Genomic DNA, 13,533 nt, shown 5'->3' on the forward strand with positions numbered 1-13,533 from the left:
CCCCCCCCCCTCCCCCCCCCCCCCCCCCCCCCCCCCCCCCCCCCCCCCCCCCCCCCCCCCCCCCCCCCCCCCCCCCCCCCCCCCCCCCCCCCCCCGGGACCATCTATCGGCCGGTGACTCCGCGTCGGCCAGTACTTCAGAAGGCGCTGTTGCTGCAGCCCGCGGTGGAGCCGACGGAGGTGGCCTGGGCACCAGGGTTGCCCTCGCCGCCCAGCAGGTTGCCGCCCAGGCCGTTGAGCAGGCCGACCTGGCCGAGGACGTCCACGTTCAGGTCGTGCGACTTGCAGGCGGAGTGCTGCTTGACGGTGAACTCGCCGCCGTCACCGGCGTGGGCCGTGCCGCCCACGAGTCCGATGCTGCCGATCGCGGCGATCAGGACGGCAACGTTGCGAAGCTTGCGCATGTCATCTCCGATGGAGTGAGTGGGTGCGATCTACGAAAGATCGACTTTTACAATTCTGGGAGATTAGTTGGGAATATGCCGAAACGTGCACTGGCGCGCCGGGTCTCATGATCACGTAGCAGAAGCACCCGAAAGCCTTAGCCCATGCGAACGGACCCGTCCGTGGCCACCGGGCCGGCAGGCGGTGGCGGCCGGTGCTCACGATCCGCACGGCAACAGAGAACAGGCTCAGGTCGCAAGGGCCTTCGGACCGGAAGCGGGGAGCGCGTCGACGAGCCGGGAGACCGTCGGATCGGAAGCCACCGGGCCGGACACGCCCGGCTCGGCCCGCAGCACGCCGATGTCGGCCAGGCAGTCTCCGCGACCGTCTACCGCCGCATACGTGAGGCCGTCGAAGTGCCGGCCGCCCAGGCGCAGACCCTGGCCGAGGTAATGACGACCGTCCGGACGAAGGCGTACGTGATCCTGGACGGCACCCTCCTGCCCATCGACCGGATCGCCGCCGACACCCGGCCCTGCCCGGCTCCACCCACGACCTGACCGCCGCGCGCGAACACGGCGTCATCGACGCGCTCGCGGGCGGCAGGGCTGAAGTGCCGGGCGGACAAGGCGTACCAAAGGGGCCGGCCGCCATGTCCGCGTACCTTTCCGGGGCCGCCGGCTCAAGCGCTGGAAGCGACGGCACAACAGCACCCACGCCGAAATCCGGTGCCTCGGCGAGCAGGCCATGGCCGTCCTGAAAGGCTGGCGCCCGCTACGCAGGCTCCGCTGCAGCACCAACCGGATCACCGACATCGTGAAGGCCGTCGTCGTCCTTCACCACGCCTCAACCTGAGGCTGGAAAGGGCTCACTGCTCCGCCATGCACCCATGAGGAGAGTCGAAACCTGAGCTGACCTGCTCCTCCGACTCAAGCTCGTGCCGCTCGCAGCGCCTTCGCGAACGTAGCCCCTCGCGGCTGCCACCGACCCTCGCACAGGGTTCACCGGCCCCCGGCTCCCGCGCGACGACCGGCCCGTGCCGAACCCGCGAAGGCATGCTGGAGCTCACAGTTGGGCAGTGTGACGCGTCACAGACAACACGGCGTCACGGTGGGAACTTCAAGTGCCTTTCTTGCCAGCCGAGTTACCGATAAGCCGAGAGTGAGGTCCGGCCGACCGCAGGGATCGCGTCGCTCGTCCCGTGTGTGCGTAAGAGGTGGAACCGCGGGCCGGCGAGGGAACCGACGAGAGGGGCCGCCCGCACGTGGAGAGGATCGAATGCGCTCTTTGGAAGCCCTGACGCTTGATCAGGTGGTCGACACGGCTCGCTATCCCCTGTCGGAACTCGCGAGCGCCCGGGGACAGGCCGTGGTCTCCCGTGCCCGGCGCGACCTGTTGACTCTCGGCTGCACCGTGCTGCCGGACTTCGTCCGCCCGTCGCTGCGCGATGTGCTGCGGCAGGAGTGCTCGGCCATCGCCCCCCGGGCGCACCACGACGTCGAGACGGTGAACGTCTACAACATCGCGGTGGACTCGGGGCTGCCGGAGGACCATCCGGGCCGGAAGACCTTCGAGCGGGGCAACGCGTTCGTCGCGCGGGACCGCATCCCCCCGGACTCCCTCATCAGCCGGCTCTACTCCGACACGGTGTTCCGGCACTTCGTCGCCCGCTGCTTCGAACTGCCGGAGCTGCACGAGCTGGCGGACCCGCTCTCCGGGCTGGTTCTCAACGTCATCGCGCCGGGCATGGAGCACCCCTGGCACTTCGACACCAACGAGTTCACCGTGAGCATGCTCACCCAGCAGGCGCAGGCCGGCGGCGTCTTCGAGTACTGCCCGAACATCCGGACCGCGCAGGACGAGAATTTCGGCGACGTCCGGGACGTGGTGGACGGCCGGGGCGAACGGTTGACCCGGCGCCTCCCCCTGCAACCGGGTGACCTGCAGTTGTTCAAAGGCCGCTACTCGCTGCACCGAGTGAGCCCGGTACGCGGCGAGGTCGCGCGCCACTCCGCGATATTCGCCTACAGCGAGCGCCCCGGCGTCATCGGGAGCGTGGAACGGACCCGGCAGCTCTTCGGCCGGGTGCTGCCCGAGCACCTGGCGGCCGAGGGCCGGGCGGTCCGCGGCGACCGGCTCCTGGACTAGCGGCCGACGAGAACGCGTAGTCACCGTAGGCCGTTTCCCCCTGCGCGATCCCACGGAGGAGTAAGCCCTGTGCGTTTCGACGTGACCGGAAAAGTCTCACTCGACCACATCTACGACCAGCCCGATCCGCGAACCTATTTCAGGGCGCTGCGCCCGCTCGACTACGGCGTTCCGCAGCAGGCCAAGCCCTACTTCGCCAAGATCATCACGGAGTACCAGGAGTCCCAGCAGGTCGCGGTACCGAAGGTGCTGGACATCGGCTGCTCGTACGGAATCAACGCCGCCCTGCTGAAGTACGACGCGACCATGGACGAGCTGTACGCGCGCTACGGCGACGAGGAGCGTGCGGGTGAGAGCCGCGAGGCTCTGCTGGCCCGCGACCGGGAGCTGGCTCGGTCGCGCCGACCCCCGCGGGCGATCCGCTTCGTCGGCCTCGACACCTCCGGCAGCGCTCTGTCCTACGCACTCGAGGCCGGGTTCCTCGACGACGTGGTGCACGCCGACCTGGAGGAGCACGAGCCCACACCGCGACAGCGCGCCGGGCTCTCGGGTACGGACCTGGTGATCTCGACGGGCTGCGTCGGGTACGTCACCGAGCGGACGCTCACGAGAGTCGTCCGGGCGCAGGGCATACGCCGGCCCTGGATGGCGCACTTCGTGCTGCGGATGTTCCCGTTCGACCCCGTCGAGCGCGCGTTGGCGAGTCTGGGCTACCGGACCGTCCGCGTCGACGAGGTGTTCAGACAGCGACGGTTCGCCTCCCCGCGGGAGCAGGCGCTCGTGCTCGACAGCATGTCGGCCGCAGGGGTGGATCCACGGGGCCTGGAGGCGGAAGGCTGGCTGTACGCACAGCTCTACCTTTCCCGGCCGTACGACATCACAGGTACCGACGATCCGAATCGAGAACAGAGTTGAATACCAGTCAGGACGCCTCAGGCAACGCGACCTTCGCCCAGGAGGACAGTCTCCCGCGCGTGCCGCTGCCCACGCTGGACGCGAGCTGCGAGAGGTTTCTCGCGTGGTGTACGCCGCTGCTGACCGCCGACGAGCGGTCGGCGACCGAGGCGGAGGTCACCGCCTTCCTCCGGCCCGGTGGCCCCGGCCGGGTGCTGCATGCCGCGCTGGAGGAATACGACGCCGCGCAGGGCGTGCACAGCTGGCTCGACACCTTCTGGCCGTACCGGTACCTGGGCCGCCGGGACCGGATCGCCCTCAACGCCAACTTCTTCTTCCTGTTCAAGGACTCCGGCCAGGCGCAGGTGGAGCGGGCGGCCGGGCTCGTCGCCGGGGCCCTCAACCACAAGCGGCAGCTCGATCAGGGGCTGATCCCACCGGTGGTGCAGCGCGGAGCACCCCAGTCGATGGTGCAGAACAAGTTCCTGTTCTCCAGCACACGTATCCCCGGAGGGCAGCAGGACACCGTCCGCGCCCCCTACACCGAGGAGTGGCCCGGCCCGTCCGAGGCCCGGCACGTGGTGGTGTTCTTCCGGGGCGGCATGTTCCGGCTGGACGTGCTGGGGCCGGACGGTGTCCCGCACAGCCTGGACGACATCGAGGCGGGGCTGCGCGCCGTGATGAAGGCCGACCCGGCCGGCGCGGACACCTCGGTGGGCCACCTCACCACCATGGCCCGCGCCGAGTGGGCAACGGCCCGGGAGTCCCTTCTCGCCTGCCACCCCCGCAACGCCGACGCCCTCGACACGGTCGAGACCGCCCTGTTCTGCGTCGCTCTGGAGGACTTCGCCCCCGCGGACGTCCAGGACGCCTGCGACCAGCTGCTGTACGGCGACCGAGGCAACCGCTGGTTCGACAAGGCCGTGTCCTTCGTCGTCTTCGCCGACGGACGGGCGGGCATCAACGTCGAGCACTGCGAGTTGGACGGGACCACGATCCTCAGCTTCACCGACGCCCTGCTCGACACCCCGGCCGAGGAGCAGTCCCGGCAGTCCGGAGCCCGCTCCCAGGGGATCCCGGTGCTGGAGCCGATCGTGTTCGAACTGGACGACGCGCTGCGGGAGCGGGCGCGCTCCGCCGCCGACGCGTTCGCGGCGTACGGGGAGAACACCGCGACCAGCACGTTGTCGTTCACGGACTTCGGCAGCGGCGCGGCCAAGGAGCTGGGGGTCTCGCCGGACGCGTTCGTCCAGGCCGCCTACCAGCTCGCCCACCAGCGCGCCAAGGGACTCCTGGGCGCCACGTACGAGTCGATCGCCACCCGGCAGTACCGGCACGGGCGGACCGAGGCGATGCGCGTCGTCACCACCGAGATGGTGGCTTTCGTGGCGGCGATGGAGGACCCGGCAGCGGACGCGGACGCCCGGCGCGCCGCGTTCCGGGCGGCCACCCAGGCCCATGTGGCGCGCGCGAAGGCGTGCCAGGCCGGGCAGGTGCCGGAGCAGCACCTGTGGGAGCTGGAGCTGATCCAGCGGCGGCGCGGAGCCGAGCTCGGGGTGACCGAGCAGCCCGCGCTGTACCGGTCCCCGGGCTGGCTGACCATGCGGGACGACTACCTGAGCACGAGCTCCGCGCCGTCCGTCAACATCCAGTACTTCGGCTTCGGGTCGACCAGCAGCCAGTGCATCGGTGTCGCCTACGTGCTGCTTCCCGAGCGGTTCAACCTCTACCTGAGCACGCCGTTGGCGGTCGCCGGCCAGATGCGGACGTTCGCCGACCGGCTCCGGGAGGCGATGGACGAACTCCGGGAGCTGCTGGCGCCCGAGCGGCCCGAGGACTGAACGGACACCGCCGCCGGACCGGAACTCCCGGCCGGGGACCTCGGTCCGGCGGCCCGGTCAGCGGTCGGCAGCTCGCAGCGCCTCGCTGAGCCGTGCCGGGGCCTCGGCCAGTGACGGGCCGTACCAGGTCAGCAGGCGGCCGTCGACGAGGGCGTGGGGCACCCCCGGGAAGGCCTCGGGGCCGTCGTCGGCGGTGAAGCGGTACGGCTCGTCGGGGAGCACCACGAGGTCCGGGGCCGCCGCGGTCAGCTCGGCGAGCGGGACGCGGGGGTAGCGGTCCTCGTGGTGCGCGTAGATGTTGTCGACGCCGAGCCTGGCGAGGACGTCACCCGCGAAGGTGTCGCGGCCCAGCACCATCCAGGGCCGCCGCCAGATCGGCACGATCGCGCTCGTACGGCGGGCGGGAGCGGCCGGTTCCGACCACGCGGCCTCCGCCGCGTCCAGCCAGCGCGGACGACTGCGCGCGCCGCACGCGCCGAGCACCCGGTCCAGTTCACGAAGCGCCCCCGGAACGTCCCGCACCTCGGTGACCAGGACCTCGATCCCCGCCTCCCGCAGGGCGGTCAGGTCGGGCTCCCGGTTCTCCTCCTCGTTGGCGACGACGAGGTCGGGCGCGAGCCGTACGACGGCGTCGACGTCGGGGTTCTTGGTGCCCCCGACCCGCGTGACGTCGAGGTCCGCCGGATGACTGCACCAGTCGGTCGCGCCGACCAGGACGGCGGGCACGGACACCGCGACGGCCTCCGTCAGCGAGGGCACGAGGGACACCACCCGCATACCCGTCCGCCTCTCCCGCGCAGCTCTCTCCCCCGCCATCCTCTCGCGAGCCGTCTCCTCCCGCACCGTCCCGGGGCGAGCCGTCCCCGGCCGTGCCGCTCAGCGCTTGCCGAAGTTGTGCCGGTCCTCCACCGCGTCGATGTGGTCGGCGACCTCGACGACGACCACCCGGGTGTCCGGCACGGTGGCGCGCCAGCGGTGCCGCACCCCGCCGGTCAGATAGAGGGTGTCGCCGCGCCCCAGGCGATGGGCACGTCCCTCCGCCTCGACCTCGACGGCGCCGTCGGCGACGTACATCAACTTGTCGTTGCGGTGCTGGAGTTCGCGGCCCTCTTCGTGGTCGCCGGTGAACTCGGTGGCGTGCAGCTGGTGGTGACCGCGCACCAGGGGGCGCGCGTGGGCTTCGGGAGTGAACTCGGCACCGGCGTCGGCGCGCACGACGTCGACACTGCACGCCGGGTCGGCGGCGGCGAGCAGTTCGACGGCGGTGGTGCCGAGGGCGTCGGCGACTCTCTCCAGGGAACTTCTGCTGGGCCGTGCCCGCTCGTTCTCCACCTGGCTGAGAAAGGGCACCGACAGGCCACTGCGCTCGGCCACGACGGCGAGGGTGAGCCGCAGTGCCCGACGCCGTCGCCGTACGGCCGCACCCACCCGAAGGGGCTGTTCTTTGTGGTCGCCCATGGCTCCGGCTCCCTCCCTCGCGTCGTCGGTCCGCGAACCGCCCGGATTTCCGGTCCGCTGCTTCTGAAGAGTTGTTTGCACCCTACGCATGTTCGGCAAACCGTTTCATGGACCCGTCACATCGCTGTCACATCGAGGGAGTGTGAGGGTTACAGTTCGCGCCACCGCGCGAGCCGTCGCGCGCCTGGCGCCGCGGCCCCCTCGCACGAGGCGAAAGGGCCGATCACCAGGGCGGAATGCCCGTCGGGACCCGCAGGCGGCGATATCGGAGCCCGAAGTCCGTTGTTCCGGTACGCAGTTGACGGTCCACGTCGCGCCGCGGACCGCGGTGGCCGACGGGTTCGGCCGTGCCTGCGCGCACGGAGCTGATGTGCGGCGCGTCCTCGGAGCGGTGCGCGGGAGGCGGCCGGCCCGTCGAACGCGCCGTCAACGCCGGGGGCCGGAACCGCGTCGGGAGAGTGCGGTCACGGACCGCGTCACGGTTGTCCGGATCTCTCTCGTACGCCAGTACGTGACCCCACGCGTCGCCGCCCGCGCGTGCGGACCGGCATCCGCCCGGACGGGGCGGAGTTCACCGGCCCCGGGAACGCCGCGAGGGGTGGCCCGCGCCGCGCGGGTCAAGAGAACCCGTACGACGAGGACCACCCCTCGGAGTGAACCGCTCACCACACTCGGAGTGGAACCGCTGCCCCTGGCCGCGCCTCGGGCCGAACCGCGCGCCACTCCTCGGGGTGAACGGCTCGCCTCCTACCGCGGAGTCATCCGCCGCACCATGTCCGGGTGCTCCTTGAGCCACCCGGCGACGGCTTCCTCCTCGTGCCCCTGTCCGCGCCGCTTGATCTCGCTCTCCAGGCTGCCGAGTTCGCTCTCGCTCATCCTGAACTTCCTGATCCACTCGGTGAGCTTCGGGTACCGACCCGGGAACTTCGCGCTGGAAATCGTCCGGATCGTGTTGCCCTCGCCGAACAGGTTCTTGCCGTCGGTGAGCTTGGTGAGCTCGTACTCGCTGTACGCCCAGTGCGGCGACCACAGGACGACCGCGACCGGCTCCTTCTTGGCGTACGCGCGCTTCAGCTCGGCCAGCATCGCGGGAGTCGAGCCGTCGACGACCTTGTACTCCTTGTCGAGGCCGTAGCCGGGAAGCACCTTGTTCTTGAGGAGGTTCATCTCACCGGTGCCCGGCTCGATGCCGATGATCCTCCCGCCGAACGTCTTGCTCCTGCCCTTGAGGTCGGAGAGGGACTTCACGTCCTTCACGTACGACGGGACGGCGATCTCCAGGGAGGTCGGCTTGTACCAGGTGCCCAGGTCCTTCAGGTCGTTCTTGTGCTGCTCCCAGTAGTTGGACTGGGCGTACGGCAGCCAGGCGTCGAAGTCGAGGTCGAGGTCGCCGGAGGCCAGGCCGGTGTAGACCGGGCCGACGTCCATCTGCTTGAGGTTCAGCGTGTAGCCGCGCCGGGCCAGGACGTTCTTCCAGAGGTAGGTGACGGCGACGTCCTCGTCCCAGGGGAACCAGGCGACGTCCAGCGGGCGCTTCGCCTCCGCCGGGGCGGCGGACGCGGAACCCTTGACCGGAGCCAGTTTGTCGACGACTCCGGGGTTCTTCTTCAGCCAGCCGCGCACCGCGTCCTGCTGCTTGCCCTTGCCGCCCTTGTTGATCTCGGCTTCGAGACCGGTGAGCTGCTTCTCGGTCATCCTGAAGTTCTTCAGCCACCGGCCGACGACCGGGTTGTCCTGGGCGAAGCCCTTGCGGGAGAGGGTGTGCACGCCGTCGCCCTTGCCCCAGGCGCCCTTGGGGTCCTTGAGCTTCTTCAGCCTGTACTCGCTGTAGGCCCAGTGCGGCGACCACAGGGTGGCGACGATCGGCGCCTTCCTGGCGTACGCGCGCTTCAGCTCGGCCAGCATCGCGGGCGTGGAGCTGTCGACGACCTTGTACTCCTTGTCGAGCCCGTACGCCTTGAGCACCTTGCTCTTGAGCAGGCCCATCATTCCGGCGCTGGACTCGATGCCGGTGATCCTGCCGCCGAAGGTGCCGGCCTTGCCCTTGAGGTCCTCCAGCGAGTCGATGCCCTTCATGTAGGCGGGCACCGACAGCTCCAGGGACGTCGGGCCGTACCAGGAGCCCAGGTCGTCGAGCTGCTTCCCGTACTTCTTCCAGTACTGGGCGTGCGTGGTCGGCAGCCAGGAGTCGGTCTCGAAGTCGACGTCGCCCTGGGCGAGCGAGGTGTAGAGCGGGCCGGCGTCGAACTGCTTGACGTCGACCTGGTAGCCGCGCTCCTCCAGGATCTCCTTCCAGAGGAAGGTGGAGGCGACGCCCTCGTCCCAGGGGATGTAGCCGATGGTGACCTTCTTGCCCTGGCCGACGTTGTCGCCGTCGGCCGCGGTGGAGGTCGAGCCGGCACCGCCGAGGATTCCCATGCCGCCCGCGACCAGGGCGAGGACGACGACGCCCGCCATGGCGACGACGGGACGGGGGCGGTACGACCAGATCCTCAGGCCCTGCGCGGCGCGCGCCCTGGCGGCGGCGCGGCGGCCGAGCGGGGAGACCTGGGTGCCCAGCGCGCCGGTCATGCGGTCCAGGTAGATCGCGAGGATGACGATGGCGACGCCGGCTTCGGAGCCGAGGCCGACGTTCAGCTGGCCGATGGCCTCGTTGACATCGCCGCCGAGACCGCCGGTGCCGACCATGCCCGCGATGGCGGCCATGGACAGGCCCAGCATGATGACCTGGTTGACGCCCGCCATGACGGTGGGCAGCGCGAGCGGGAGCTGGATGCGCAGCAGGGTGTCGCGCGGGGTGGTGCCGAACGCGTCGGCGGCCTCGACCAGGTCCTTGTCGACCTGGCGGATGCCCAGCTCGGTCATGCGGACACCGGGGGCCAGCGCGAAGATCAGGGTGGCGACGATGCCGGCCGGGGCACCGGTGCCGAAGAACAGGATCGCCGGGATGAGGTAGATCATCGCGGGCAGCGTCTGCATGAAGTCGAGCACGGGCCGGACGATGCCGCTGACCCGGTCGGAGCGGGCCGCCCAGATGCCCACGGGCACGGAGACGACGAGCGCGATGAGGGTCGCGACGAGGACCAGTGAGAGGGTCACCATCGCGTCCTCCCACAGTTCGAGGGAGTCGATGAAGGCGAATCCGGCGAAGGTGAGGAGACCCGCGGAGGTACCGCGCAGCCAGAAGGCGATGACGGCGAAGATACCGGCGAGGAGCAGTGGTTGGGGCGCCTGGAGGACCGCGTCGATGCCGTCGTAGGTGCCCGAGAAGACGGTCTTGAGGAAGTCGAAGAGCCAGGCCATGTGGTTCAGCAGCCAGTCGACCGCGCTGTTGACCCAGTCGCCGAAGGGGATCCTAGGCACCGGCCCTCACCGCCTCGTCACGCGAGGTCGCGCACCGGACCGGGGCGCCCTGCTCGTCGCCGAGGAAGCCGACGAGCCGCTGCCGGGGGACGACCCCGACGAGGGTGTGCTGCTTGTCGACGACCGCGACCGGGTGGGAGAGACGGGCGCTGATGGCGCAGAGGTCCACGAAGGGCGTGTCCGGTGTGGCGGTCTCGCAGGAGCAGTCGGCCTCGTCGCCGCGTATCCCGGTGTCCATGACGGCGCCCGCGGTCAGTACCCGCGAGCGGTCGACGTCCTGGGTGAAGGAGGCGACGTAGTCGTCGGCGGGCCGCACGAGGATGTCCTCGGCGGTGCCGGTCTGGACGATACGGCCGTCGCGCATCACGGCGATCCGGTCGCCGAGGCGCATGGCCTCGTTGAGATCGTGCGTGATGAAGACGATGGTCTTCTTGAGCTTCTTCTGGAGCTCGATCAGCTGGTCCTGCATGTCGCGGCGGATCAGCGGGTCGAGCGCGCTGAACGACTCGTCCATGAGCAGCAGATCGGCGTCGGTGGCGAGCGCGCGGGCGAGCCCCACACGCTGCTGCATCCCGCCGGACAGCTCGTCGGGCCAGGACTTCTCCCAGCCGGCGAGTCCGGCGAGTTCCAGTGCCGTGGCCGCCCGTTCCCTGCGCTCGGCGGCCGGTACGCCCTGGACCTCCAGGCCGTAGCCGGCGTTCTCCAGCACGCTGCGGTGCGGGAACAGCGCGAAGTGCTGGAAGACCATGCTGATCTTCCGGGAGCGCACCTCGCGCAGTTCGCGCGCGCTGAGCGCGGTGAGGTCCTGGCCGTCGAAGCGCACACGTCCCGCGGTGGGCTCCAGCAGTCCGTTCAGCATGCGCAGCAGCGTGGACTTGCCGGATCCGGACAGGCCCATGACGACGAAGATCTGCCCCGGTTCCACCGTGAAGGACGCGTCGATCACGGCGGCGGTGGTGCCGTCGGCGCGCAGTTCCTCACGGTCGGCCCCCTGACGGAGCCGCTCCACGGCCGCTTCCGATCGTCTTCCGAACACCTTGTACAGATGGTCGGCCTCAAGCCTGGATGACACGTGTGCCTCTCGTTCGAACGCGGGGAACGGGTTGGACCAACGGTTTCGACGTTCCCGACGGCTGGTGACGGTTGAATGCACAACCGGGTCCGTTCAGAGGCGGCGCCTGCCCCCGCTTACACGGAGCAAACACGGGAGTGGTCCAGGTCACTGTCAGTGGCGTACGGCATGATGCGGAACGTGACGACGCAGACTCGACGACTCATGCTTCTCGACACCGCCTCGCTGTACTTCCGCGCCTATTTCGGCGTGCCGGATTCCGTGAAGGCCCCGGACGGCACACCGGTGAACGCCGTGCGCGGGCTGCTGGAGTTCATCGACCGCCTGGTCAAGGACCACCGCCCGGACGATCTGGTGGCCTGCATGGACGCGGACTGGCGCCCCCAGTGGCGGGTCGATCTGATCCCGTCGTACAAGGCGCACCGGGTCGCGGTGGAGACCGAGACCGGCCCGGACGAGGAGGAGGTGCCGGACACGCTCTCCCCGCAGGTGCCCGTCATCGAGGACGTCCTGGACGCGCTGGGCATCGCGCGCGTGGGGGTCGAGCGGTACGAGGCGGACGACGTGATCGGCACGTTCACCGGACGCGCCACGGGCCCGGTCGACATCGTCACCGGTGACCGTGACCTGTATCAACTCGTCGACGACGAGCGGGGGGTGCGCGTGCTCTATCCCCTCAAGGGTGTCGGCACGCTCCAGCTCACCGACGAGGCCTGGCTGCGCGAGAAGTACGGCGTGGACGGTCCGGGGTACGCGGCTCTGGCAACCCTGCGGGGCGACCCGAGCGACGGACTGCCCGGAGTGCCCGGCATCGGGGAGAAGACGGCCGCCAAACTGCTCGCCGAGTTCGGCGACCTGGCCGGGATCATGGCCGCGGTCGACGACCCCAAGGCCAAGCTGACGCCCTCTCAGCGCAAGCGGCTCGACGAGTCCCGGCCGTACCTCGCCGTGGCTCCGACCGTCGTCAAGGTGGCCGGGGACGTGCCGCTGCCCGAGGTGGACACGGCGCTGCCGCACGCGCCGCGCCATCCCGCCGCGCTGGACGAACTGGCCGCGCGCTGGGGCCTGGGCGGCTCGTTGCACCGCCTGCTCACCACGCTGGAGGCATAGCTGAGCGCTTCTGACATGACGGATACCACTTCGGCCCTAGGTGCCACAGAGGAAGGGGTGCTAACTTAGGTAAGCCTAAGCATGCGAATCAGGAGGCAGTCATGGCAGAGCGCCCGGAACGCAAGCCCCGGAAGCCCCACTCCGCGAAGGTCGTGCGGACCGAGCGGCTGACCCCCCACATGCAACGGGTGGTACTGGGAGGCGACCTTCTGGCGGACTTCGCCACGGGCACCAGCACCGACCATTACGTGAAGCTGCTGTTCGGCCCCCCGGGTGTCACCTATCCCGAGCCCTTCGACCTGGAGCGCATCCGCGAGGAGTTCCCGCGGGAGCAGTGGCCGGTGACCCGGACGTACACCGTGCGCGCCTGGGACCCCGAAGTACGCGAGCTGACCCTGGACTTCGTGGTGCACGGGGACGAGGGACTCGCCGGGCCGTGGGCCCTGCGGGTGCGGCCGGGCGAGGTCGTCCGGTTCATGGGTCCCGGTGGCGCCTACGCGCCCGACACGAGCGCCGACTGGCATCTGCTCGCCGGTGACGAGAGCGCGCTGCCCGCGATCGCAGCCGCCCTGGAGTCGCTGCCCGACGCCGCGGTCGTCCGCGCCTTCGTCGAGGTCGCCGGGCCCGAGGAGGAGCAGAAGATCGACTCCGACGCGGAGGTCGTCTGGCTGCACCGCGGCGACCGGCCCGTCGGCACAGCCCTGGTGGAGGCCGTACGAGCGCTGGAGTTCCCGGAGGGCCGGGTGCACGCGTTCGTGCACGGCGAGGCGGGCTTCGTGAAGGAGCTGCGGGGGCTGCTGCGGGTCGAGCGCGGGATTCCGCGCGACGACCTGTCCATCTCCGGCTACTGGCGCCTCGGCCACAACGAGGACGGCTGGCAGGCGGCGAAGCGCGCGTGGAACGCCCAGGTGGAGGCGGAGCAGGAGGCGTCGGCCTGACGCCGGCTCACCACCCCGTACGTCATCAGGAGGCGGCCCGCGTCACGCGGGCCGCCTCCTCACGTACGTACGGGCAACCCGGCGGACGGCCGCCCGTGAGGCGGACCGGCCACCGCCCCGGGACCGGACCAGCCACCCCCGCGAGTGAGACCGGCCGCTCGCCCCTGGCACGCTCCCACCGCACGTCGGCTCCCCCCTTTCCAGGCGCCGTACGACCCCGCGGGGAGGCGGCACCCCCGTCACCGGGAGCTCGGCCTCGAAGACCGGGTGCTCGCGCGCCGGGACGGCCATCAGGCCGGAGTGCCACTCAGTCATCTCATCGCGCC

General features: G+C 70.4%; 10 protein-coding genes and 1 pseudogene. 6 read left to right on the forward strand and 5 right to left on the reverse strand.

Annotated elements, in window-relative coordinates:
* Positions 1 to 136: 136 nt before the first annotated feature.
* A complete protein-coding gene (locus tag ACZ6KY_RS24795; protein ID WP_469312477.1) occupies positions 137 to 403 on the reverse strand; it encodes a hypothetical protein in 267 nt (88 codons plus the stop codon).
* 312 nt (positions 404 to 715) lie between these two features.
* Here ACZ6KY_RS24795 and ACZ6KY_RS24800 point away from each other — a divergent pair.
* From ACZ6KY_RS24800 to ACZ6KY_RS24815, 4 genes and pseudogenes are all read left to right on the forward strand, one after another.
* Positions 716 to 1,238 (forward strand): annotated as a pseudogene (locus tag ACZ6KY_RS24800) (transposase family protein); the annotation flags it as partial.
* A 423-nt stretch (positions 1,239 to 1,661) separates the two neighbouring features.
* Positions 1,662 to 2,531, forward strand: a complete 870-nt coding sequence (locus ACZ6KY_RS24805; RefSeq protein WP_469312478.1) for a HalD/BesD family halogenase — start codon at positions 1,662 to 1,664, stop codon at positions 2,529 to 2,531.
* A gap of 69 nt (positions 2,532 to 2,600) precedes the next feature.
* Positions 2,601 to 3,446 (forward strand): class I SAM-dependent methyltransferase, encoded by an 846-nt coding sequence (locus ACZ6KY_RS24810; protein ID WP_469312479.1) that lies wholly within the window; start codon positions 2,601 to 2,603, stop codon positions 3,444 to 3,446.
* A complete protein-coding gene (locus ACZ6KY_RS24815; protein WP_469312480.1) occupies positions 3,443 to 5,266 on the forward strand; it encodes a choline/carnitine O-acyltransferase in 1,824 nt (607 codons plus the stop codon). Before ACZ6KY_RS24810 ends, ACZ6KY_RS24815 begins: the two co-directional genes overlap by 4 nt.
* A 57-nt stretch (positions 5,267 to 5,323) precedes the next feature.
* Here the strand turns inward: ACZ6KY_RS24815 and ACZ6KY_RS24820 are convergent, their stop codons facing one another.
* The 4 genes from ACZ6KY_RS24820 to ACZ6KY_RS24835 all read right to left on the reverse strand — a co-directional run bounded on the left by ACZ6KY_RS24820 (position 5,324) and on the right by ACZ6KY_RS24835 (position 11,159).
* Complete coding sequence (locus ACZ6KY_RS24820; RefSeq protein ID WP_469312481.1) at positions 5,324 to 6,043, reverse strand: helical backbone metal receptor; 720 nt, start codon at positions 6,041 to 6,043, stop codon at positions 5,324 to 5,326.
* A 99-nt stretch (positions 6,044 to 6,142) separates the two neighbouring features.
* Positions 6,143 to 6,724 (reverse strand): helix-turn-helix domain-containing protein, encoded by a 582-nt coding sequence (locus ACZ6KY_RS24825; RefSeq protein ID WP_469312482.1) that lies wholly within the window; start codon positions 6,722 to 6,724, stop codon positions 6,143 to 6,145.
* Positions 6,725 to 7,471: 747 nt separating this feature from the next.
* Positions 7,472 to 10,087, reverse strand: coding sequence for an ABC transporter permease/substrate binding protein (locus tag ACZ6KY_RS24830; RefSeq protein WP_469312483.1), 2,616 nt, complete (start codon positions 10,085 to 10,087; stop codon positions 7,472 to 7,474).
* Positions 10,080 to 11,159, reverse strand: a complete 1,080-nt coding sequence (locus ACZ6KY_RS24835; RefSeq protein WP_469312484.1) for a quaternary amine ABC transporter ATP-binding protein — start codon at positions 11,157 to 11,159, stop codon at positions 10,080 to 10,082. The genes ACZ6KY_RS24830 and ACZ6KY_RS24835 overlap by 8 nt, the downstream gene beginning before the upstream one ends.
* Before the next feature lie 171 nt (positions 11,160 to 11,330).
* Between ACZ6KY_RS24835 and ACZ6KY_RS24840 the strand changes: the two genes are divergently transcribed.
* Both ACZ6KY_RS24840 and ACZ6KY_RS24845 read left to right on the forward strand, forming a co-directional pair.
* The gene (locus ACZ6KY_RS24840) at positions 11,331 to 12,269 is read left to right on the forward strand and encodes a 5'-3' exonuclease (RefSeq protein WP_469312608.1); all 939 of its coding nucleotides are present in this window, start codon (positions 11,331 to 11,333) and stop codon (positions 12,267 to 12,269) included.
* A 101-nt stretch (positions 12,270 to 12,370) separates the two neighbouring features.
* Entirely contained in the window at positions 12,371 to 13,207 is an 837-nt protein-coding gene (locus tag ACZ6KY_RS24845; RefSeq protein ID WP_469312485.1) for a siderophore-interacting protein, read from the forward strand.
* Positions 13,208 to 13,533 lie beyond the last annotated feature (326 nt).

The sequence above is a fragment of the Streptomyces sp. NPDC042002 genome (genome assembly GCF_055588305.1).